This is a genomic window from Falsiroseomonas frigidaquae (genome assembly GCF_012163145.1).
Lineage (GTDB): Bacteria > Pseudomonadota > Alphaproteobacteria > Acetobacterales > Acetobacteraceae > Falsiroseomonas > Falsiroseomonas frigidaquae.
Window position 1 is genome coordinate 44,357 of the sequence record NZ_JAAVTX010000001.1, and the last position, 22,295, is coordinate 66,651.

Here is a 22,295-nt window from a genome sequence, read left to right on the forward strand (position 1 = left end):
CCCCATGGCGGAGAAGCTGCTGATCGCGAACGGCCTGGTGGTCACCATGGACCCCGCGCGCCGCGTCATCGAGGACGGCGCGGTGCTGGTGCAGGACGGGCGCATCGCCGCCATCGGCAGCACCGCCGAGCTGCGCGCCGCGCATCCGGGCACGGCGGAGATCGACGCCGCCGGCAAGGCGGTGCTGCCCGGGCTGATCGATGCCCATGCCCATGCCGGGCACACGCTGGTGAAGACGCTGGGCGGCGGCGATGGCGCGCGCTGGACGGAGTCGGTGGAAGCCATCTACCCGCGCGGCGCCACGCCCGAATTCTGGGGCGCCGATGGCGCGCTGGCGGCGCTGGAACGGCTGAAGGCCGGCGTCACCACCGGCCTGTCCATCTTCGGCGCCTATGGCTCCCGCACCGACGATGCCGCGCATGCCGAGGCGCATGCCAAAGGCTATCGCCGTATCGGCATCCGCAGCGTGCTCTGCCCCGGCGTCTCCCCGCCGCCCTACCCGAACCGCTTCCTGGAATGGGATGGCGCGACGAACCGGGAGCGGGAGATCGGGCTGCAGGACCAGCTCGATGTCTGCGCCACGCTGATCGACCGGCTGCATGGCGCGGGTGATGGCCTGACGCGCATCATGCTCTGCGCGCCGGTCGGCTACCCCGGCCGGCATGGCGTGACGCCGGAGACGGCTGCGATCTACCCGGAGGTGGCGAAGCAGGTGCGCGCCCTGTCCCGCGCCCGCGGTGTCGGCTTCACGCAGGATGGCCACAAGGGCGGCACGGTGCGTGACGCCATGGAGCAGGGCATCCTGGGCCCGGACGCGCTGCTGTCGCACTGCATCGACCTGGCGGAGGACGAGATCCGCAGCATCGCGGAGACCGGCACAAGGGTGGCGCACAACCCCTCCGCCAATATGTCCATCATCGGCCGCTGCCCGGCGATCGAGCTGATGGACGCCGGCGCCACCGTCGCCATCTGCTCCGACGGCACCGCGCCGGATCGCAGCTTCGACATGTTCCGCCACATGACCCAGGCGATGCACTACCACCGCCGGCATTTCCGCGATGCCAAGGTGCTGCCGCCCGGCAAGGCGCTGGAGATGATCACCTGCGATGCCGCGAAGGCGCTGGGCCTGCAGGACGAGATCGGCAGCCTGGAGGCCGGCAAGCGCGCCGACATCACGCTGGTGGACCTGCACAAGCCGCATCTGTGGCCCGGCGACATGCCGCTGTACCGCCTGGTCTGCTTCGCCGTCGGCTCGGATGTGGACACCGTTCTGGTCGGCGGCCGCGTGGTGATGCAGGGCCGCGTCGTGCGGGATGTGGAGGAGGAGGCGGTGATGGAGGCGGCGACGCGGGAGATCGGCCTCGCCCTCGCGCGCACCGGGCTCCAGCACATGACGGCGACGCCCCCCGGCTTCTGGGGCGCCACGCGCTACGGCTGATCCTGCCCGATCCGGGACCGGGATGGCGCCGTGTCCAGCAATTGCCGGACGGCATCCGCCAGTTCGGCCAGGCGATACGGCTTCGGCAGCAGCAGGAAGCCGCAATCCAGGTCGCCCGGTTCCGGCGCCGCATTGGCCTGGTAGCCGGAGGTGAACAGCACCCGCAGCGCGGGCCGCAGCGCGGCGGCCCGGCGGGCCAGCTGGTGGCCGTTCAGCCGGCCCGGCATGACGATGTCGGTGAACAGCAGGTCAACCGACGCATCCCGCTGCAGCACCTCCAGCGCCGCCTCGCCGTTCGCCGCCGGCAGCACCTCGTAGCCCAGCCGCTGCAGCTGCGCCGTCGCGGTGCGGCGCAAGGATGCATCATCCTCCACCAGCAGCACCCGTCCCCGGCCGGAGGCCAGCACCGTCGGCGCCTCCGGCTCCACCACCTCCGGCGCCTGCTCGGAGCGCGGCAGGTACAGGGTCACCGCGGTGCCCCTGCCCGGCTCGGTGGCGATGCGGACATGGCCGCGGGACTGGCTGACGAAACCGAACACCATGCTGAGGCCGAGCCCGCTGCCCTTGCCGAAGGCTTTGGTGGTGAAGAACGGCTCGAAGGCGCGGGAGGCGACCTCGGGCGGCATCCCCGCCCCGGTATCGGTGACGGTGATGACGACGTAGTCGCCCGGCGGCACGTCCAGCCCGGCTTCCGCCAGCGCCGCGCGGTCGAGGCAGGCAGTCGCGATCCGCAGCCGGCCGCCCAGCGGCATGGCGTCCCGCGCATTGATGCACAGGTTCAGCACCGCATTCTCAAGCTGCGCCCCGTCGATCACCGCCGGCGCCTCGCCCCGGCTGAGCGAGAAGGCGACCTCGACCGGCGGGCCGATCAGGCGGCGCAGCAGATCCTCCATGTTGCGGAGCAGACGGTTCACGTCGACCACCTTCGGCGCCAGCGGGTGCAGCCGGGCGAAGGCCAGCAGCCGCCCGGTGAGGTCCGCGCCGCGCTCCGCCGCCGCCAGGATGATCTCGAGATTGCTGCGGGAGGCGTCGTCCAGCGCCAGTTCCTCCATCATCAGCTCCGCATTGCCGATGATGACGGCGAGCAAATTGTTGAAATCATGCGCCACGCCGCCGGTCAGATTGCCCAGCGCATCCAGCCGCTGCGCCTGGCGCAGCTGTTCTTCCAGCGCGCGCTGGCGGGTGATGTCCACCATGCTGCCGACCATGCGCAGGCCCACCCCATCCGCATCGCGGAGCAGGAAGCCGCGGTCGGAGACCAGCGCGATGCTGCCATCCGCCTTGCGGAAGCGGTATTCGGCCTGCCAGGGTTCGGTATCCGCGATCGCCGCCTTGCGGGAAGCGGTGACGGCCTCCCGCTCCTCCGGCACCACCAGCCGGGACCACCAGCCCAGCCCCGGCAGCGGCTCCGGCACCACATGCCCGAACTGGCGGGTCATCTCCTCGCTCCACCAGACCTGCCCGGTGTCGAGGTCCCAGTCCCAGACGATCTCGGCCGTCGCGCCGGCCACAAGGCGGAAGCGCTGCTCGTTCAGCGCGATCTGCTCCGCATCCAGCAGTCGCCGCAGCAGCGGTCGCAGCGCGCTGCCCAGCCCCATCAGCATCTCGGCCAGCGCCGGCAGGACCCGTGGGCCGGGGCCGAATCCGACGCTGAAGGCGTAGCGGGCCTCCCCAAGCGAGAGCGGCGTGACGATCTGCGAGACGATGCGCTGCTCGACGGACAGGCTGATCGCCGGGTATTGCCGCCGGATCGATTCGTCGACCCGCGGCACCACGCACTGCTCGCCGCTGGCCGCCACCTTGCCGCACAGCGAATTGTCCACCCGCACATCGATCCGCCGCAGATGATCGAGATACGCCGCCGTCAGCTCCGGCGTGCTGGCCTGGCCGGCGACGAGGTGCATGTGCCTGCCATCCGGACCCAGCCGGAAGAACAGGCACAGCATCGAGTCGGTCGCGGCGCGCAGTTCCGCCATGGCCCTGTCGACGGCCAGCGAGAAGCTCGGCGCATCCACCACCAGCCGCAGCAGCCGCTCGCGCAGCGCCAGGGCCGCGATGTCCTGCTGATGCTCCAGCGCCGCCACCGCCGTGGCCGCGAGATCCTCCAGCAGGGCATGCTCGGAAGCGGAAAATGGCTCCCGCGGCGCCGCGTCGCGCAGCCAGAGGGTTCCGAGCAGATGGCCGTCGCGGCCATGCAGGGGCCAGATCTGCTGGAAGCCGGAGGTGGCGCCCGCCTCGGTCACCGACTCGCTGCCGAGGGTAATCCCGGCCTCCTCGACGCCAAGGCAGATGCGCGCGAGACGACCGATGCGCGCCAGCGCCTGGCCCAGGATGAGAGTGGAGTCGCGAGCCGTTTCCACCACGAGTTGCGCTTTGACCTCCGATGCATCCAATCGATCACCTATTCAGCACTCTCACGCGCAGAGGTGAACCGTGGTGGCGACAGGTAAGGCAAATTAGCCTGACCGTGATCGAAGGGACGCAGAGATGCGGGCTCGGAACAAAAAAAGGGCCGGATCGCTGCATGGCTGCAGCAATCCGGCCCTTGAAACGATTCGCAGGCGCCTAGCCTGCCGATCGGCCGGCGGCCCCCGCAAGGGTGCCGCCGGCCGACCGGGTCGGGTCAGACGGAGTAGTACATCTCGAACTCGACCGGGTGCGGCGTGTGCTCGAACTTGTACACTTCGCTCCACTTCAGCTCGATATAGCTCTCGATCTGGTCCTTGGTGAAGACGTCGCCGGCCAGCAGGAACTCGTGGTCGGCGGCGAGCGCACCGAGCGCCTCACGCAGCGACCCGCACACGGTCGGGATGCCCTTCAGCTCCTCCGGCGGCAGGTCGTACAGGTCCTTGTCCATGGCATCGCCCGGATGGATCTTGTTCTTGATGCCATCGAGGCCAGCCATCAGCATGGCGGAGAAGGCGAGGTAGGGGTTCGCACCCGGATCCGGGAAGCGGACCTCGACGCGCTTGGCCTTCGGGCTCGTCGCATACGGGATGCGGCAGGAAGCGGACCGGTTGCGGGCCGAATAGGCCAGCAGCACGGGGGCCTCGAAGCCCGGGATCAGGCGCTTGTAGGAATTGGTGGTCGGGTTGGTGAAGGCATTCAGCGCCTTGGCGTGCTTGATGATGCCGCCGATGTAGTACAGCGCCATCTCGGACAGGTCGGCATAGCCGTTGCCCGCGAACATCGGCTTGCCGGCCTTCCAGATCGACTGGTGCACATGCATGCCGCTGCCGTTGTCGCCGTAGATCGGCTTCGGCATGAAGGTCGCGGTCTTGCCGTAGCTGTGGGCCACGTTGTGCACGCAGTACTTGTAGATCTGCATGTGGTCGGCCTGCATGACCATCGGGCCGAACTTGGTGCCGAGCTCATGCTGGGACTGCGCCACCTCGTGGTGATGCTTCTCGATCGCCAGGCCCATCTCGCCCATGGTCGACAGCATCTCGGCGCGCAGGTCGCCCTCGCTGTCCACCGGCGCGACCGGGAAGTAGCCGCCCTTGACCACCGGGCGGTGGCCCATGTTGCCCTCGGGGTAGTCCTTCAGGCTGGCGCCCGGACCCTCGATGCTGTCGAGCTGGTAGATGCCGTAGTTGCCGCCGGTGCCGAACTTCACGTTGTCGAACACGAAGAACTCGGCCTCCGGGCCGAAGAACGCCGTGTCACCGATGCCGGTGGACTTCAGGTAGGCCTCGGCGCGCTTCGCCGTGCTGCGCGGGTCGCGCGAGTACATCTGGCCCGTGGAAGGCTCCACGATGTCGCAGAACAGGATCATCTGCGGCTTGGCCGCGAAGGGATCCATCACCGCCGTCGCCGGGTCCGGCATCAGGATCATGTCGGACTCGTTGATCGCCTTCCAGCCGGCGATCGAGGAGCCATCGAACATGATGCCGTCGGCGAACACGTCCTCATCGATCGTGGAGACGTGCTGCGCGGTGTGCTGCCACTTGCCGCGCGGGTCGGTGAAACGGAAATCGACGTATTCGACGCTGTGCTCCTTGATCATTTCCATGACCTTGGAGACGGCGGCGTTGCTGCCCCCGGCTGCCGGCTTCTTCGCCATCGTGTGCGGTCCTGTGCCTTTGTTCGTCCCGGTCCCATTGCCGCGCGACGGGGACCGGCCCCCGCCACGCGCCCGGATGGTGCCGCCACCCCCACAAGGGGGCGCCGCGGCCATCCGGCCAGCCTTCCCCGGCGCGATCGCCGGTCCGGCCCGTCTTTACCCGCCATGCCCGGGGGTCTTGAAACCCTGGGGCCCGGCGGATCGGATATCACACCGCGTCGTCGCCCCGTTCGCCGGTGCGGATGCGGATCACTTCCTGGACGTCGCTGACGAAGATCTTGCCATCGCCGATGCGCCCGGTGCGGGCCGCGGCGGTGATCGCCTCGATCGCGCGTTCCATCAACTCATCGGGGCAGACCACCTCGATCTTCACCTTCGGCAGGAAGTCCACGACGTATTCGGCGCCGCGGTACAGCTCGGTATGGCCCTTCTGCCGTCCGAACCCCTTCGCCTCCACCACGGTCAGCCCTTGCAGGCCGATCTCGTGCAACGCGTCCTTCACCTCATCGAGTTTGAAGGGCTTGATGATCGCCTCGATCTTCTTCATCGGCTCCGTCGCTCCGCATGCCGGCCGGATGGCCCGACGCAAGCGCTGATTCCCCCCGGCCTGGTGCCACGAACCGCAACCGGTCCAGCCGGTTGCCTGATCCTGGCGGGCAGTCAGGCCAACGCCCTGACTACCAACCCAAGCGCCGATCCCCGTGTTGCATGGCGCGTGCCATCGGGGCAACGGCGCAGGGCGCGGATTCTGGCACGGCCAGCACTCGAAACGATCATATCACAGGCAGAGCGCACATAAAACAGGCAGCGCAATCCGACCATGTTGCGCCTTCCTCCGTCGCCCCCCATCATCCCCAACGCGCTTCGACCCTGCGCCGCCAGCCCCCCCGAGAGACCCCTCCGTGAAGCCCCAGAACGACCTGCTCTCCGCCACCGGGACCACCATCTTCACGGTGATGTCGGCACTCGCCACCGAACACGGCGCCATCAACCTCGGCCAGGGCTTCCCGGATTATGACGGGCCGGAGGATGTGATCGAGGCCGCGGCCGCCGCGCTGAAGGATGGCCGCAACCAATATCCGCCGATGTCCGGCCACCCGGACCTCCGCCAGGCCGTCGCCGCCCATAACCGCCGCTTCTACGGGCTGGAGGTGGACCCGAATGCCGAGGTCATCGTCACCTCCGGCGCGACGGAGGCGATCACCGCCTGCCTGATGGCGGTGCTGAACCCCGGCGATGAATGCGTGCTGATCGAGCCGCTCTACGACACCTACCTGCCGGTGGTGAAGCTGCTGGGCGCGATCCCCAAGCTGGTGCGCCTGACCCCGCCGAAATGGGAACTGCCGCGCGCCGAACTGGCCGCGGCCTTCGGGCCGAAGACCAAGGCGGTGCTGCTCAACACCCCGATGAACCCCACCGGCAAGGTTTTTACCAGCGCCGAGCTCGCTTTCATTGCCGACTTGATCGAGCGGCACGACTGCTACGCGATCTGCGACGAGGTGTACGAACACCTCACCTTCGACGGCTGGAAGCACATCCCGCTGATGACCCTGCCGCGGATGCGCGAGCGCTGCATGCGAATCGGCTCCGCGGGCAAGACCTTCAGCCTGACCGGCTGGAAGATCGGCTATGTCACCTGCGACCGCAGCCTGGCCGGCAACGTCACCAAGGCGCACCAGAACCTGACCTTCACCACCCCGCCCAACCTGCAACGGGGCATCGCGGTGGGCCTGGCCAAGCCGGATTCCTACTTCGAGGGCCTGTCCACCAGCCTGCAGGCGAAGCGGGACCGGCTGGCGGCGGGGCTGGCGCGACTCGGCTTCGGCGTGCTGCCGACCCAGGGCAGCTACTTCATCACCACCGACTTCCGCCCGCTCGGCTTCAACGGTGACGACGTAGCCTTCTGCCGCACCCTGACGGTGGAGGCGAAGGTCACCGCCATCCCCGTGACGGCCTTCTACGCCTCCGCCGATGCCCCCAGCCACTATGCCCGCTTCGCCTTCTGCAAGGGCGATGCGGTGCTGGATGAGGCGCTGGCGCGAATGGAGACCTGGCTGGCCAGCAGGACCGGCGAAGCCCGCGTGGCCGCCGGCTGACCATGGACCCGGCCGCCCTGCTGGACGCGGCGGAGGTGGCCCGCGCCCGGGCGCATGCGCCCTATTCCGGCTTCCGGGTGGGTGCCGCGCTGCTGTGCGAGGACGGCAGCATCCAGCCGGGCTGCAACGTCGAGAACGCCAGCTACGGCGCCACCATCTGCGCCGAGCGCGTGGCGGTCGGCACCGCCATCGCCGCCGGCCATCGGCGGTTCCGGGCGATCGCTATCGCGGGCCCCGCCGGGGTGGCGCTTTCGCCCTGCGGCATCTGCCGCCAGGTGCTTGCCGAATTCTCCCCGGATGGCGGGCTGCGGGTGGTGATGCGTGCCGCGGATGGCACGGCCCGCGAAACCACCCTCGCTGCCCTGTTGCCGGAGGCTTTCGGCGCCGCCGATCTCGCCAAGACCCATCCCCCCGGTTGACGCGACCACCCGCCTCGCCGTATCACCCGCCGCCCGGGCGGTTGCCCGGAAAGTGGCGTGTGGCGGTCGTAGCTCAGCTGGTAGAGCGCCAGGTTGTGGTCTTGGATGTCGCGGGTTCGAGCCCCGTCGATCGCCCATTCGCCCACACGTCCAGGAAAACAACCACATGCAGATCCGCCTCGATGGCCACACCGCCCTGATCACCGGGGGGTCCAAGGGCCTCGGCCTTGCGATTGCCGAGAGCTATGTCGAATCGGGCGCCGCCGTGGCGCTGGTCGCCCGCGGCGCGGAAGCGCTGGAAGCCGCCAAGGCGCGGATCACGGGGAAATTCCAGGGCGCCCGGGTCGCCGCCATCGCCGCCGATGTCGGCACCGCCGAGGGCTGCGCCCGCGCCGCGGCACAGGCCGCGTCAGAGCTCGGCCCGGTCGACATCCTGGTGAACAATGCCGGCACCAGCCAGCGCGGCCCCTTCATGGAGGTGGATGACGCGCTGTGGCAGGCCGATCTCGACCTGAAGCTGTTCGCCGCCATCCGCCTGACCCGCGCCGTCTGGCCCGGCATGCAGGCGCGCGGCTGGGGCCGCATCATCAATGTGCTGAACATCGGCGCCAAGGCGCCGGCGGCCGGCGGCGCCCCCACCGCCGTCTCCCGCGCCGCGGGCATGGCGCTGACCAAGATCCTGGCCGGCGAGGGCGCACCGCACGGCATCCTGGTGAACGGCATGCTGGTCGGCATCATCGAGAGCGACCAATGGGTGCGCCGCCACGCCGCCGACCCGCGCGGCATCTCCTGGGAAGACTGGAAGGCGGAGCAGGGCAAGGCGGTGCCGATGGGCCGCATCGGCAAGGCCGAGGAATTCGCCGCCATGGCCACCTTCCTCGCCTCCGACCAGGGCGGCTACGTCACCGGCACGGCCATCAACGTCGATGGCGGGCGCAGCCCCGTCGTCTGATATCCTGCCCGCATGGCCATCCTCGTCATCCTCGGCGGCATCCTGCTGCTGGCCCTGATCTTCGGGCCGCAGCTCTGGGTGCGGCATGTGCTGCATGTGGCGCAGGCGGAGCGGGGCGACCTGCCCGGCACCGGCGGGGAGTTGGCCCGCCACCTGCTGGATGAGGCCGATCTGCGCCATGTGCAGGTGGAGGAATCGGAAGCCGGCGACCACTACGACCCCGGCGCCGGCGTGGTGCGCCTGACGCCGCCGCATTTCGCCGGCCGCTCCATCGCCGCGGTGGCGGTGGCGGCGCATGAGGTCTCGCACGCCGTGCAGCATGCGCGGGGGGAGCCGGGCTTCCGCCGGCGCATGGCGCTGATCCAGGCGATCGCGCCGCTCGACCGCATCGGGCAGCTTCTGCTGCTGTCGATGCCGCTGGTCTTCATCGCGGTGCGGTCGCCTGCCCTGCTGGCGTTCCAACTCGCCTTGGTGGTGCTGCTCTTCGCCGGGCGGCTGGCGGTGCATGCGGTGACGCTGCCGGTGGAGATGGATGCGAGCTTCGGCAAGGCGCTGCCGGTGCTGGAGCGCGGCGGCTACCTGGCCGCCGCCGACCTGCCCAAGGCCCGCCGCGTGCTGCGCGCCGCGGCACTGACCTATGTGGCGGCGGGGCTGATGACGCTGATCAACGCGGTGCGCTGGTTCCGGCCGTAAATCATGGCCCTCAGGCGCCGGGCGCGGCCTCCGGCCGCTTGGCTCGCCGCATAGGCGGCGGGCGCCGTTCGCCGCCTCGGCCAGCTGGGCTGGCCGCAGGTCGCGCGGAAATGGTTGCCCTCAGCTGCCCACCTTCAACGTGCTGGTCAGGCCGCGCAGGCAGGCCAGGATCGACAGCGGGGTGATCTTGCCGGTGCGGGGGTTCTCCTCGCTCGGCACGTTCTCGATGGTCATGGTCAGGCGCGCACTGGCCGCCTCCACGCGAATCGTGTGGGTGTTGCGGGTCACGGTGGTATCCGCCCAGATCTGCACCGTCGTCCGCTCCGGCCCGATGCCTGCCAGGGCGAGCGCGGCGGCCACATTCACATTGGCCGGGAAGCCCTGGGCCGCGTCGAAGGCGTTGCCCTTGAAGATCAGGGTCGGCGTGGTGATCGCCGCCACGTCGATGCCGTGCTGGTCCAGATAGGGCGCGCCCACCAAGCCACGCGGCGGCTTGCGCGTCTCGATGGTGACGGAGCTCACCTCCCCTTCCGCCGCGGCCCGCACCGCATCCAGCCCGAGCAGCGCGCCAGTCGGCACGATGATGCGTGCGCCGGTTTCCCGCGCCCGCGCCACCAGATGCATGCGCGGCAGCAGCGCACCGCAGGAGGACGGCACGAAGATGCGCCCGGCCTCGATCGCGGCCACGGCGACCTGCTCGAAGATCGCCGCCGGCGCGGCCTCCACCACCACATCGGCCTGCGCCAGTTCCGCCAGGGACACCAGCGCCGGCGGGGTGCGGAAGCCGGCCAAGTTGGCGCGCGCCTTGTCCTGGTCCCGCGCCGCGACGGCCACCAGGCGCAGCCCCTCCACCCCCGCATCCAGCGCGCGGGCCAGGTGCAGGCCGATGGCGCCGAGGCCAGCGATTGCGACGGTCAGTTCACGTGCCATGTGCGGCCCCCAAGCTTTGCGATCCCGGCTCGGGGCTACAGCAAGACCGGCCGGGAGGAAACCTACCCCTCGAAGCGAGCCAGCCGCACCGCCGTGTGGCCGCGCATGGCGTGCGGGCTGGGCATCACCAGCAGGCAATCATCATGCGGGGTCCGCACCTCCACCTCCCCATCCAGGGCGATCAGCGTGTTGCGGCGCGGCACCACCTCCCCACCCCGGAAGTCGCGCAGGAAGGTGAAGCCGCTGGTGGCTGCCGTCACCGTGCGCGTCACCCGCGCCAGGCGCCCGGCGGGCGGCGCCGAATCCGGCGGCAGGGCCGCATCCGGCGCCGCCATGCCGAGCTGGCGCAGCAGCCGGGCGGCGCTGTGTTCCATCTGCGCCAGCGTGTCCTTCTGCCAATGCGACCCGGCCTCCAGCAGCAGGGCGGTGCCACCATCGCGGAAGCGGGCATGGTCGATCAGCCGCAGCCCGGCGGCATGGCCATCATCCGCCACCACCAGCGGCGGCGTGCCCAGGTCCTGGCCCAGCCGTCGCGCCGCCGCCCCCGGCCCGGACAGGAACAGCGGGTCCGAGGGCCAGAGCATGGAATGCAGGTCCAGCAGCACATCCGCCTGCGCCACCACCGGCAGCAGCGCGCGCGCCCGCTCCAGCTCCACGGATCGCCGCCCGCTGGCGAGCAGCGCCGGCGCCCAGATGCGGTTCAGATCCTCGTCCACGAAGCGGCTGGCGGTGGGGTCGGCCGGATCGAAGCGTTCCAGCGCCGCCAGGTTGCCGAAGACCAGGGTCAGCGTGCCGCGCCGAGGCCGCACCCCATCGCGCAGCCAGCGCGCCAGCAGCAGCGCGCCGGCAATCTCATTGCCATGCACCGCCGCCGAGACCACCAGATGCGGCCCCGCCTCCGCCGCCGCGAAGCGCCACACCCCCGGCAGCCCGGCATTGCCGGCGCGCCAGGGGCCGATCTCCGGCTGCGGCAGATGCACGGTCAGCGGCGGCAGGCCGGCCAGCGCGGCGGTCCCGGACAGGGGCGGAGGCGTCACGCCGCCATCCTGTCGCCGAGCCTGTCGAGGAAGGCGCAGCAGGCTTCGAGTTCGGACCGGGCGATCCATTCCTCCGGCTGGTGCGCCTGCGCCACGTCGCCCGGGCCGCAGACCAGGGTGGCGATGCCGGCATCCTGGAACACGCCCGCCTCCGTCGCGAAGGGCATCCGCCCCACCGGCCCCACCGCGCCGCAATCCTGCGCCAGGGCGACCAGCGGATGCGCGGCATCCAGGCTCAGCGCCGGCGCCAGGCAGCGCGGGCGGATGCGGAATGCGGCCTCCGGCGCGCGGGCCTGCAGATCGGGCAGCAGCACCTCGCGGGCGTAATCGGCCAGCGCATCCCGCACCGATTCCGCCGAATCGCCGGGCACGGCGCGCACCTCGAAGACGAATTCGGCGAAGTCGGGGACGATGTTGAGGATGCTGCCGGCGCGGAAGGTGCCGGTATGGACAGTGGTATGGGGCGGCTCGAAGCCTTCCGCCCGGCGGCCCTCCGCCGCGAAGTGGCGCGCCTTCGCCTTCAGGAAGGCCACCGCCTCCGCCGCCGCCTCCAGCGCATTGGCGGTGCGGTGCGCCTGGCTGGAATGGCCGGTGCGGCCGGTCACCTCCACTTCCCAGGAGGCATAGCCCTTATGTGCCACCACGGGCGCCATGCGGCTCGGCTCCCCCACGATGCACAGCGCCGGCGGCGGGCCGTGCTTCGCCAGGCTGTCCACCAGCAGCGGGGCACCGGCGAAGGTGGTCTCCTCGTCGAAGGACAGGCAGAGATGGATCGGCCGCGCCAGCTTGCGCGCGGCGAGGCCCGGCACCGCCGCCATGACGCAGGCCCAGAAGCCCTTCATGTCCACCGTGCCGCGCGCGGTCAGCCGTCCGTTCGCCTCGCGCAGGGTAAAGGGGTCCGCCGCCCAGTCCTGGCCCTCCACCGGTACGCAATCGGCATGTGCCGACAGCGCCACGCCGCCGGCCACCGCGGGCCCGATCACCGCATGCAGCGCCGCCTTCTGGCCCGTGGCGTCCGGCACCAGCCGGGATGCCACGCCATGGCTGGCGAGTTCGGCCTGTACGAATTGCACCAGGCCGAGGTTGCTGCGCGCGCTGGTCGTATCGAAGGCCACCAGTCGCGCGAGCATCCCGACCACGTCGGTTTCCGCCGCCATCCGCGAGAATCTCCCTTGCCTTCACTCTATACGGCACGGGAACGGGCGCAAATCCGGGCCAATACCGTGTCTCTACTGGGCCAGGCCGAGGTCGCGCAGCACGGTCCGGTTCATCTCGCTTTCGGCGGCGAAGCGGGTGCGGAAGGCGGCGCCGGGCAGGTAGCGCGGCACCGCGTTCAGCCGCTCGGCCGCCTGGCGGAAGCTGTCGCTGGCCACCGCGCTGGCGCAGGCCCGCTCCAGCGCCGCGGCGGCCGCATCCGGCATGCCGGCCGGCCCGACCAGCCCGCCGGCGGAGCTGCCCTCGATCGGGTGGCCGAGCTCCGCCACCGTCGGCACCTGCGGCAGCGCCGTCATCCGTTCGGCGCCGAACACCGCCAGCATGGGCAGGTTGTTGTTGGTGGGGATCGAGGGGCTTTCGACGAAGACCTGGATCTGCCCGCCTAGTGCCGCGGTGGCCATCGGCCCGGCGCCGGTGAAGGGCACATGCAGCCCATCCACCCCCGCCGCCTTCAGCAGCGCCGCCATCAGGATGTGCTGCGTGCTGCCCTGGCCGGGCGAGCCATAGACCAGCGCCTCCTTCCCCGATTTCGCGTGGGCGATCATGCCGGCGAAATCCTGGAACGGCGCGCCGCGCCCGGCCACCAGCACCTGAGGGTTGTCATAGACCAGGCAGACGAAGCGGAAGCTGTTCAGCGCGTAGGACAAGGATTGCAGATGCGGCTGCGCCGTCAGCGGGTTGTTCGGCGACATGCCGATCGTGTAGCCATCGGCCGCCGCGCGGGCGACCTGCGCATCGCCGATGGTACCCGCCGCGCCGCCGCGGTTGACGATCACCACGGTCTGGCCGAGCATCCGGCTGAGTTCAGGCTGCAGGGCGCGGGCCATCAGGTCCGTATTGCCACCGGGCGGATAGGGCACGACCATCTGCACCGGGCGGGACGGGTAGCTGTCCTGCGCCCAGGCGCCGCCGGTATTCACTTGATGGGCCACGGCCAGCAGCAGCCCGAAGGCCAGGGCAATCTTGGTCTTCATGTTGGTTCCCCCGAGTGATCTTCTTCTCGGGGAACGCTTGCCCGCAGGGCCCGGCCGGTCAAGGCCGCCGCGGCGTGGCGAGGTCAGCGGGCGGCGCGGGCTTCCGCCACCAGCCGCTCCAGCGTCGGCAGGTCCACCGCGCCGGGCACCAGGGTGCGGCCGATCACCATGGCGGGCGTGCCCTCGATGCCCAGCGACTGGGCCAGCGCCATGTTCCCCTGGATGCGCTCCGCCACCGCCGGGTCGTCCATGTCCCGCCGCAGCCGCGCCCAGTCCAGCCCCGCGCGCTCAGCCTGCTGCCGCAGCACAGGCTCCGTCGGCTCGCCGCGCAGCGCCATCAGCGCGTCGTACAGCCGGCCATAGCCACCCTGCCGCTGCGCCGCGAGCAAGGCGCGGGAGGCGAGCACGCTGTTCGGGCCGAGGATCGGCAGATCCTTCATCACCACGCGCAGGTTGGGGTCGCGGCGGATCAGCGCCTCCATCGTCGGATGCAGCTGCTTGCAGTAGCCGCAGCGGGCATCGAAGAACTCCACCAGGGTCACGTCGCCCTGCGGGTTGCCCTTCACCGGGTCCGCCGCATCGCGGAACAGCGCGGCCTCCTGCGCGCCGATCGCGTCGCGCTGCGCCGTGGCGCGGGCAGCCTGCTCGGCGGCCTCCAGCCCGCCAATGGCGTCGCGCAGGATGGTCGGGTCCTGGCGCAGCGCCTGGCGCAGGATCTCAACGATCTCGGCGCGCTGGGCGGAGGTGAAGCCCTGGGTCCAGCCCGTGACAGGCAGGGCCAGGGCCAGCAGCAGGGCCGCGGCCCGGATCATTCGGCGCATCTGTGTCCTCATCGGCGTTGCGGCAGGTTCTCGGGCTGGGCGGCGTTGCGCAGGTCCTGCGCCCGCAGCCGCTGCGGGCCGGCGGGCAGCGCCTCGGCGGCGCGGGTGGCCAGCGTCCGGGCGCTGCGCGGGTCGCCCAGCAGCAGCGCCTCCTCCGCCAAGGCGAGGTCGGCCTGCGGCATGTTGCCCAGCCTGCCCTGCGCCACGGCCATCTGGCGCCAGACGAAGGGGCTCTCGCGCTCCGTCCGCAAGGTCGCCTCCAGCTCCTTCACCGCCTCACGCAGCTGGGCGGGCTGGCCGAGCTCGATCAGCACGCGGGCATGGCTCAGGCGGATCATCGGCTCATCCGGGGCCAGCCGGGCGGCACGGGCATAGGGCGCCAGCGCCTCCGCCGGGCGATGGCCCTCGAACAGGATCTGGCCCTTGAGTTCGTTCAGCCAGGGGCTGTTCGGCGCCTCCGCGATCAGCCCATCCACCATCGCCACCGCCTCCGGGATGCGGCCGGAGCGGAATTGCGCGATGGTCCGTGCGTAGCGGGCCGGGGCGGAGGCATCGCTCGCAGGATAGCGGCGCCAGGTCATGGCGGGCGGGTCGATGAAGCCATCCAGCTTCGCCCGCACCATGGCAAAGCTCTCCTCGAAGCCCGGCGGGGGCGGCGCATTGGCGTGGCGGGACCGGGCGATATGCTCGCGGGCGAATTCCAGCCGGTCGCGGGACAGCGGGTGGGTGCGGAAATACGGGTCCTGCCTGCCGACCGCGAGCAGTTCCTGTTCCAGCAGCTTCTCCAGCAGCGACTCCATGCCGCGGGAGGACCAGCCGAGCCGGTCCAGATAGGTTACCGCCGCCTGGTCCGCGGATTGTTCCTGGCTGCGGGTGAAGGCGTAGAATTCGCCCATGGCGCTGGCCTGGCCGCCCAGCATGCCGGCCATCAGGGCGCCCGACTGGCCCGAGGCCGCGGCCGCCGCGCCGCCCAGCAGCATGGCGGCGACGGAGCGCAGCATGGCCGCGCGCATCTCATCCGGCAGCCGCGCCAGGTGGCCGCCGGCGATGTGGCCGGTCTCATGCGCCAGCACGCCGATCAACTCCCGCACCGATCCGGCCTGCTGGATCAGGCCGGTGTGGATGAACAGCCGGTTGCCGGTGCTGACGAAGGCGTTTATGGCGCGGTTCTGGATCAGCGTGATCCGAACCAGTCCGGGATCCACGCCCGCCGTGCGGAACAGCGGGTGGGACAGGCGGCGGACCAGGTTTTCGGTCTCCGCATCCCGGATGGTGACGATCCGCTGCGAGGCCGACTGCGCCGCGGCCATTCCGGGGGCGACCAGCGCGACGAGAAGGGCGAGGACGACCAGGATGACGACCAGCTTGGTGCCGGGGATCGAGCCGGTGGGCGAGAAGGCCATGGAGCGCGACATGGCGCCCAGCCTAGCGCGATCGGCGCCCTCGGCCCACCCCGAGGCTTGTAACGCCCGCCGCCCCACACGCGGCTTCGCCGCGATGGCCCTGCTGCCGGTGCTGGCCGCTTGCGGTGGGCTGGATGGGGTGACGACGGCCGGGCCCGAGATCGGGCAGGATGGCTTCGTGCGCGGCTTCCTCGGCGGCGTCGCGGCGGAGGAACCACGTGCGGCGCTGATCGCCCGCAACGTGCTCGCGGCCGGCGGTTCGGCGGCGGATGCGGCGGTGGCGGCCGGATTCGCACTGTCCGTCACCCTGCCGTCGCGCGCCGGACTCGGCGGCGGCGGCGCCTGCCTGCTGTATGTGCCGAGCCGCAACGAGGTCGAGGCCATCGTCTTCCCGCCCGGCCCGCGCGCCGCGGTGCCGGCCGGTGCCGACCGCCCGGCCGCCGTGCCGCTGATGGCGCGCGGCCTGTTCGCCCTGCATGCCCGCGCCGGCCGCCGGCCTTTCGAGGAGTTGATCGCCCCGGCCGAGCAGGCCGCGCGCTTCGGCACCGAGGTCAGCCGCGCCTTCGCCGCCGACATCGCCGCCGTCGCCGGGCCGCTGTTCGCCGACCCGGGCGCCGCCGCCGCCTTCGCCGGTCCCGGCGGCCAGCCGCTGGCCTCCGGCGCGCGGATGACCCAGGCGGATCTCGGCAGCACCCTGGCGACGCTGCGGACCGCCGGCGTCGGCGACCTGCACCAGGGCGCGCTGGCCCGGCGCATGGAGGAAACCTCCCGCGCCGCCGGCGGCATGCTGACTGTGCCTGAAATGCGGGAGGCGGTGCCACAGGTGGTGCCGGCGCTGCAGGCGAGCCTGGGCAATGACGTGGTGTCCTTCCTGCCGCCGCCGGCCGATGGCGGGCTGGCCGCCGCCGCCGCCTTCGCCGCGCTGCAGACCGGCACCGCCGCGCCGGCCGCCGCCGCGCGGGGCGAGGCGGTGGCCGCCGCCTGGCGCGCGCGCGGCGGTGCGCCGATGACGCTGCTGGCCGCCGCCGACCTGCCGGCCGCCGGGCTGGGGATGCTGCCGGCCTCCACCGGGCTCGCGGTGTTCGACCGCGAGGGCATGGCGGTGACCTGCGCCTTCACCATGAACAATCTGTTCGGCACCGGGCGCATCGCCCCGGGCACCGGCGTGCTGCTGGCCGCGGCGCCGGGCATCGGCCAGGTGCAGCCGGCGCTGCTCTCGGCCGGGCTGGTGCACAGCCCCAACCTGCGCGCCTTCCGCGCCGCCGCCGCCGGCAGCGGCCAGCAGGCGGCGCCGATGGCGGTGGCGCTGCCGCTGTCCCAGGTGATGCGCGGCGTCGCCGCGGCGCAGGCAGCCGGCCTGGCGCCGGAGCCGGGCCGCACCCAGCTGCTGTCCTGCCCGCGCTACCTGCCGGGGGATTCCACGACCTGCCAGGCGGCAACGGACCCGCGCGGCGCCGGCCTCGCCGTGGGCGCGGTGGACCCATGATCGCATGGCGCTGAAGGTTGGCCTGAGCGCATGGCGCTGAAGATTGGCAAAAGCGCATGGCGCTGAAGATTGGACGGGGGGCGGAAGCGCCGCCCTTCCTGGTGATGGACGTGATCGCGGCCGCCAATGCGCGCGCCGCCAGCCTGCCCGCCGGCGCCCCCGGCGTGCTGCGGATGGAGGTCGGCCAGCCTGGCAACGGCGCGCCGCGCGGGGCGGAGGAAGCCGCCATCCGCGCGCTGCAGTCGCGCCGGCCGATGGGCTATACGGAGGCCTTCGGCCTCGCCTCGCTGCGCGCCCGCATCGCCCGGCACTACCAGGACAGCTACGGCGTGACGGTGGCGCCGGCACGGATCGCGGTGACGGTGGGGGCCTCCGGCGCCTTTCCGCTGGCCTTCCTGGCGGCCTTCGACGTGGGCGACCGCATCGCCATGGCGGCGCCCTTCTACCCGCCCTATGCCAATATCCTGACCACGCTCGGCATGGTGCCGCAGCTGCTGGCCTGCGATGCCGGCACCCGCTTCCAGCCGACGCTGGCGATGCTGGAGAAGCTGGACCCGCTGCCCGCCGGGCTGATCGTCGCCAGCCCCTGCAACCCGGCCGGCACGATGCTGGCGCCGGAGGAACTGGCCGCCATCGCCCGCTGGTGCCACGCGAACGGGGTGCGGCTGGTCTCGGACGAGATCTATCACGGGCTGTCCTGGGGCACCGTCGCCGAGAGCTCCGCGGCGGCGTTCAGCGACAGCGCCATCGTGGTGAACAGCTTCTCCAAGTATTTCTGCATGACCGGCTGGCGGATCGGCTGGCTGCTGCTGCCGGAGGATCTGTGCCGGCCGGTGGAATGCCTGGCGCAGAACCTGTTCATCAGCGCGCCCCACATCGCCCAGGTCGCCGCCGAGGCCGCCTTCGACTGCACGGCGGAGCTGGAGGCGAACAAGGACGGCTACCGCCGCGCCCGCGCCGCCCTGCTGGAAGGCCTGCCGCAGGCCGGCTTCGACCGTATCGCCGCCGCCGATGGCGCCTTCTACCTGTGGTGCGACATCGGGCACCTCAGCAATGACAGCCTGGATTTCTGCGCCCGGATGCTGGAGGGCGCCGATATCGCCGCCTCCGCAGGCGTCGATTTCGACCGTGAACGCGGCCACCGCTTCCTGCGCTTCAGCTATTGCGGGGCGGAAGCGGAGATGGTGCAGGCGCCGGCGCGGCTGAAGGCCTGGCTGCGGCGCTGAAACCCTACGGGATTTCCCGGATCAGCGCCGCCAACTGGTCGATGGCGGTGCCCCAACCCTGCTGGAACCCCAGTTCGTCATGCCGGCGGCTATCGGCCGCGTTCCGGTGCAGCACACGGGCGGCATAGCGGGTGCCATCCGCCTCGGCCGCGAAGCTGATGATGGCGGTCAGCGCCAGCCATGGCTCCGTCGGCCGCCAGCCCTCGGCCAGGGTCGTCGTCCATACCAGCCGCTGCTCCGGGATGATGTCGAGGAAGCAGGCCTCGACATGCGGCTTGAAGTCCCCTTCCCCCTCGCGCATCCGCGTCTCGAAGCCACCGCCGGGGCGCAGGTCCAGCTTGATGACCTTGCATTCGATCGGCCGGGGTATCCACCACCGCGCCAGATGCTCCGGCCTGCTCCAGGCCTTCCAGACCTTGGCCGGCGCGGCGTTGATGAAGCGGGAGATCGACAATTCGTTGCTGGCGGTGGTCATGCGGCATCGTCCTCCGACATCTCGTTTTCCACATAGGCGGCAAGCCGATCGGTGCTGGCCCGCCAGAGCGCAAGCTGTTCGGCGAGCCACGCCTCCGTCTCCAACAGACGCTCCGGCCGGATGCGGCAGGTGCGGATGCGGCCCTGCTTCTCGGTCACGATCAGCCTGCTGTCCTCCAGCACGCGCAGATGCTTGAGGAAGGCGGGCAGCCCCATGGCGAAGGGTTGGGCGAGCTGCTTGACCGGCGCAGGGCCCGACATCAGGCGCGTGACCACGGCCCGCCGGGTCCGGTCGGCGAGCGCATGGAAGGCCGCGTCGAAGCCGGAAGCATGGTTCTCCATCCGGCGAACCATAGCCCTCAGTTCGCCGATCGGCAAACCATCATGCGACGCCGAGGGGAGTCCCCCAGCCGCTGCCAGTCAGGGCTGGTCCGCCGGGACACCCAGGCCACCGCCCCAGCGCCACCAGCCGGCCGGCAGCGCGGCGGCGGCGGCCTCCGCCTCGGCAGGGCTGGGGAAGAGTCCGAAGCAGGTGGCGCCGGATCCGCTCATGCGCGCCAGCAGGCAGGCGGACTGGGTGGAGATGGCGGCCAGCACCTCCGCCACCTCCGGGCACAGGCTGATCGCGGCGGCCTGGAGGTCGTTGCCCAGGGGGCGCAGCCACTCGGCCAGCGCTTCGGCATCCGCCCAGCCTGCGGGGAAGCTGGCCGGCTCGGAAAAGCCACCCGACCGGGCGCGAAATACAGCCGGCGTCGCCAGCGGCAGGCGCGGATTGGCCAGCAGGAACCCGCAGTGCGGCAGGGTGGGTACCGGCGAAAGCACCTCCCCCACCCCCTGCATCCGCGCCGGGCGGCCGGCGACGCAGACCGGCACATCGGCGCCGAGCGTCGCCGCGATGGCGCCGAGATCCGCCTGCACGCCCCAAAGCCCCGCCAGCACGCGCAGCGCGGCCGCCGCATCGGCCGAGCCGCCGCCGATGCCCGACGCCACCGGCAGGCGCTTCTCCAGCCGCAGCATGGCCCCGGGTGGGCAGCCGGCCGCTGCTGCCAAAGCGCGGGCGGCGCGTAGCACGAGATTATCCGCCTCCGCCGCCAGCTCCCCCGCTTCCGGCCCGTCCAGCGCCAGGATGAGGCGCCGGGACCGAAGGGCGGAGACCCGGTCACCGACGCCGGCAAACACCGCGAGGCTGTCCAGCAGATGAAAGCCGTCCGCGCGCCGGCCGGTGACGCGCAGATACAGGTTCACCTTCGCCGGGGCGAAGCCCGGATCCTGCGAGCTCAATCGCGGCGCTGCGCCGTGGCTGCCGGCGGGTTGGGCAGGCCGTCGCGCAGCTTGGTGGTGATCTTCGCCAGCTCCGCCGCCTCCGGCTCCAGCCCCAGCGCGCGGCGCCACTGGAAGCGGGCCTCCTGCCGGCGCCCGGCCGCCCAATAGGCATCGCCCAGATGGTCGTTGATGACGGAGTTGCGCGGCTCCAGCTCCACCGCCCGTTCCAGCGCGGCGATGGCGCCCGGGATGTCGCCCATGCGGAACAGCGCCCAGCCGAGGCTGTCGACGATGTTGCCGTCATTCGGGCGCAGCGCGACCGCGCGTTCCAGCATGCGCCGCGCCTCCGGCAGCTCGCGGCCCTGCTCCACCCAGGTATAGGCGAGGTAGTTCAGGACGTAGGGCTGTTCCGGCGCCAGTTCCAGCGCCCGCTTGAAATCCGCCTCGGCCTGCGGCCAGTTGCCGGAGCGCTCGTTGGAAATGCCGCGGGCGTAGAACAGCGGCCAGTCGGTCGCACCCGGCGTCGAGATGCGCGCCAGCGCGGCATCATAGGCCTGCACCGAATCCGGGAAGCGGTTGCGCGCCCGCAGCAGGTCGCCGAGCCGCACCAGGGGCTGCGGCTGCTCCGGCAGGTCCGCGGCCAGGCCGCGCAGCGCCGCCTCGGCCTCCTCGACCCGGTCCATGCGGTCGAACAGCGCCGCGCGGCGCAGCGCGGCGACCGGGGCCAGCGCGTCGCTGCCCGGCAACGACTCCAGCACCTGCAGCGCGGTTTCCGGGTGGCTTTCCTCGGCGTAGTTCTCCGCGATCAGCAGCAGGGTCGGCGCGAAATCCGGGCGCAGCCGCAGCGACAGCCGCGCCAGGATCAGCGCCGCATCGCCCGCCCCCTGCTGGCGCAGCGGCACCGCGAGCGCCAGGTAGGCTTCGGCAATGCCCTCGACCGCGGAGGAAACCGGCCGGGTCTCCAGCAGGGCGCGGCGCTGCGCCGGGTTGCTGGCGGCCAGCGCATAGTCGCCGAGCGCGCGCGCCAGCCCATCAACCAGCGCCATCGCCTCCGCCTCCCGCCCGCTGCGGGCGAAGATGGCGGTGGCGATCTGTACCAGCCGCAGCGAGGGTTGCGGCGTTTCCGCCAGCGCCACCCGGATGGCGCGCTCCGCCTCCCGCTTCCTGCCGGCGAGGTCGGCGATCAGCGCCATGTGCAGCGCGTGGATGCCGCGCAGCCGGCCGGCGTCGGCCAGCGGGCGCAGCGTGGCGAGCGCGGCATCGGTCTGGCCGCGGCCCTGCTGCACCCAGGCGAGAAGCAGCGGCTGCAGCAGCTGGGCCGGCCCCTGCCGCGGCAGGGCGCGCACCCTTTGTTCCGCCCGTTCCCAGCGCCCGGCGAGCGATTCGGAGCCGACCAGCAGCAGCGCCGCGGCCTGGTTCTGCGGCAGCCGGCGGGCCAGGCGCAAAGCCTCCGGCCGTCCATCCAGCAGGGCGGCGGCGAAGGCCCGGTTCAGCACCTCGGCCTGGTTCGGGTCCCGCCGCAGCGCTTCCAGCAGCCGGTCGGCGGCAGCGCGCGTATCGGTCTCGGATTGCGCGAAGCGGCCGGAAAGGTAGCTGCCGAACACGCCATCCGGCTCCGCGGCTTCCGCGGCCGGGGTGGTGGCGGGGCTGGGCGTGCCGGCCGCGGCACAGCCGGACAGCAGCGCAGCCACGAGCAGAAGGGCACGGCGGGGCGGGACGGACCATGTCATGCCCGTAAGCCTAGCAGGCCTGCGCGGCGCTTCGCCAGGATGCATCGCAGCATGGATCCCCCCGGGAGGCAGTCG

The 22,295-nt window shown here is 71.7% G+C and carries 20 protein-coding genes and 1 tRNA gene; 8 read left to right on the top strand and 13 right to left on the bottom strand.

All coding sequences use genetic code 11. The features are described 5' to 3' along the window. Positions 1-4 precede the first annotated feature (4 nt). Positions 5-1,438, top strand: a complete 1,434-nt coding sequence (locus HB662_RS00195; protein ID WP_168045992.1) for an amidohydrolase family protein — start codon at positions 5-7, stop codon at positions 1,436-1,438. Here the strand turns inward: HB662_RS00195 and HB662_RS00200 are convergent. The 3 genes from HB662_RS00200 to HB662_RS00210 all read right to left on the bottom strand — a co-directional run bounded on the left by HB662_RS00200 (position 1,429) and on the right by HB662_RS00210 (position 6,048). Continuing rightward, the gene (locus HB662_RS00200; protein ID WP_168045994.1) at positions 1,429-3,798 is read right to left on the bottom strand and encodes an ATP-binding protein; all 2,370 of its coding nucleotides are present in this window, start codon (positions 3,796-3,798) and stop codon (positions 1,429-1,431) included. The genes HB662_RS00195 and HB662_RS00200 overlap by 10 nt on opposite strands. 263 nt (positions 3,799-4,061) lie before the next feature. After that, the gene (gene glnA, locus HB662_RS00205) at positions 4,062-5,501 is read right to left on the bottom strand and encodes a type I glutamate--ammonia ligase (RefSeq protein WP_168045996.1); all 1,440 of its coding nucleotides are present in this window, start codon (positions 5,499-5,501) and stop codon (positions 4,062-4,064) included. 208 nt (positions 5,502-5,709) lie between these two features. Further along, entirely contained in the window at positions 5,710-6,048 is a 339-nt protein-coding gene (locus HB662_RS00210) for a P-II family nitrogen regulator (RefSeq protein WP_168045998.1), read from the bottom strand. 355 nt (positions 6,049-6,403) lie between these two features. Between HB662_RS00210 and HB662_RS00215 the strand changes: the two genes are divergently transcribed. From HB662_RS00215 to HB662_RS00235, 5 genes are all read left to right on the top strand, one after another. Then, positions 6,404-7,597 carry an aminotransferase gene (locus HB662_RS00215; protein ID WP_168046000.1) on the top strand — a complete coding sequence of 398 codons (1,194 nt, stop codon included), beginning with the start codon at positions 6,404-6,406 and terminating at the stop codon, positions 7,595-7,597. A 2-nt stretch (positions 7,598-7,599) separates the two neighbouring features. Continuing rightward, positions 7,600-8,016, top strand: coding sequence for a cytidine deaminase (locus HB662_RS00220; protein WP_168046002.1), 417 nt, complete (start codon positions 7,600-7,602; stop codon positions 8,014-8,016). 62 nt (positions 8,017-8,078) lie between these two features. Beyond that, positions 8,079-8,151, top strand: a tRNA-His gene (locus HB662_RS00225). A 31-nt stretch (positions 8,152-8,182) separates the two neighbouring features. Further along, positions 8,183-8,968 carry an SDR family NAD(P)-dependent oxidoreductase gene (locus HB662_RS00230; protein ID WP_168046004.1) on the top strand — a complete coding sequence of 262 codons (786 nt, stop codon included), beginning with the start codon at positions 8,183-8,185 and terminating at the stop codon, positions 8,966-8,968. A gap of 12 nt (positions 8,969-8,980) precedes the next feature. Further along, entirely contained in the window at positions 8,981-9,661 is a 681-nt protein-coding gene (locus HB662_RS00235) for a zinc metallopeptidase (RefSeq protein WP_168046006.1), read from the top strand. A 120-nt stretch (positions 9,662-9,781) separates the two neighbouring features. Here the strand turns inward: HB662_RS00235 and HB662_RS00240 are convergent, their stop codons facing one another. The 6 genes from HB662_RS00240 to HB662_RS00265 all read right to left on the bottom strand — a co-directional run bounded on the left by HB662_RS00240 (position 9,782) and on the right by HB662_RS00265 (position 16,053). Beyond that, on the bottom strand, positions 9,782-10,591 hold the full coding sequence (locus HB662_RS00240; protein WP_168046008.1) for an aspartate dehydrogenase: 810 nt from the start codon (positions 10,589-10,591) through the stop codon (positions 9,782-9,784). A 62-nt stretch (positions 10,592-10,653) separates the two neighbouring features. Then, positions 10,654-11,628, bottom strand: coding sequence for a M14 family metallopeptidase (locus HB662_RS00245; protein ID WP_342449410.1), 975 nt, complete (start codon positions 11,626-11,628; stop codon positions 10,654-10,656). Beyond that, on the bottom strand, positions 11,625-12,785 hold the full coding sequence (gene argE / locus HB662_RS00250) for an acetylornithine deacetylase (protein ID WP_168046012.1): 1,161 nt from the start codon (positions 12,783-12,785) through the stop codon (positions 11,625-11,627). Before argE ends, HB662_RS00245 begins: the two co-directional genes overlap by 4 nt. Before the next feature lie 72 nt (positions 12,786-12,857). Then, complete coding sequence (locus HB662_RS00255; protein WP_168046014.1) at positions 12,858-13,817, bottom strand: Bug family tripartite tricarboxylate transporter substrate binding protein; 960 nt, start codon at positions 13,815-13,817, stop codon at positions 12,858-12,860. An 83-nt stretch (positions 13,818-13,900) separates the two neighbouring features. Continuing rightward, entirely contained in the window at positions 13,901-14,638 is a 738-nt protein-coding gene (locus HB662_RS00260) for a DsbA family protein (RefSeq protein WP_245185354.1), read from the bottom strand. Between the two features lie 8 nt (positions 14,639-14,646). Beyond that, positions 14,647-16,053 carry a M48 family metalloprotease gene (locus HB662_RS00265; RefSeq protein WP_168046016.1) on the bottom strand — a complete coding sequence of 469 codons (1,407 nt, stop codon included), beginning with the start codon at positions 16,051-16,053 and terminating at the stop codon, positions 14,647-14,649. On the opposite strand from HB662_RS00265, the gene HB662_RS00270 reads away from it, so the two are divergent. Further along, positions 15,992-17,527: a gamma-glutamyltransferase gene (locus HB662_RS00270; protein ID WP_168046018.1), complete on the top strand. Its 1,536-nt coding sequence runs from the start codon at positions 15,992-15,994 to the stop codon at positions 17,525-17,527. The genes HB662_RS00265 and HB662_RS00270 overlap by 62 nt on opposite strands. Positions 17,528-17,583: 56 nt before the next feature. Further along, a complete protein-coding gene (locus tag HB662_RS00275) occupies positions 17,584-18,753 on the top strand; it encodes a pyridoxal phosphate-dependent aminotransferase (RefSeq protein ID WP_168046020.1) in 1,170 nt (389 codons plus the stop codon). Between the two features lie 4 nt (positions 18,754-18,757). On the opposite strand, the gene HB662_RS00280 is transcribed toward HB662_RS00275, so the two are convergent. Genes HB662_RS00280 through HB662_RS00295 form a run of 4 tightly spaced genes read right to left on the bottom strand, consistent with a single transcriptional unit; the run spans position 18,758 to position 22,220 of the window. Beyond that, complete coding sequence (locus tag HB662_RS00280) at positions 18,758-19,228, bottom strand: SRPBCC family protein (RefSeq protein WP_168046022.1); 471 nt, start codon at positions 19,226-19,228, stop codon at positions 18,758-18,760. Beyond that, positions 19,225-19,605 (bottom strand): ArsR/SmtB family transcription factor, encoded by a 381-nt coding sequence (locus tag HB662_RS00285; protein WP_245185355.1) that lies wholly within the window; start codon positions 19,603-19,605, stop codon positions 19,225-19,227. The genes HB662_RS00280 and HB662_RS00285 overlap by 4 nt, the downstream gene beginning before the upstream one ends. Before the next feature lie 42 nt (positions 19,606-19,647). Continuing rightward, the gene (locus HB662_RS00290) at positions 19,648-20,508 is read right to left on the bottom strand and encodes a 4-(cytidine 5'-diphospho)-2-C-methyl-D-erythritol kinase (RefSeq protein ID WP_168046024.1); all 861 of its coding nucleotides are present in this window, start codon (positions 20,506-20,508) and stop codon (positions 19,648-19,650) included. Next, the gene (locus HB662_RS00295) at positions 20,505-22,220 is read right to left on the bottom strand and encodes a tetratricopeptide repeat protein (protein WP_168046026.1); all 1,716 of its coding nucleotides are present in this window, start codon (positions 22,218-22,220) and stop codon (positions 20,505-20,507) included. Before HB662_RS00295 ends, HB662_RS00290 begins: the two co-directional genes overlap by 4 nt. Positions 22,221-22,295: the final 75 nt, after the last annotated feature.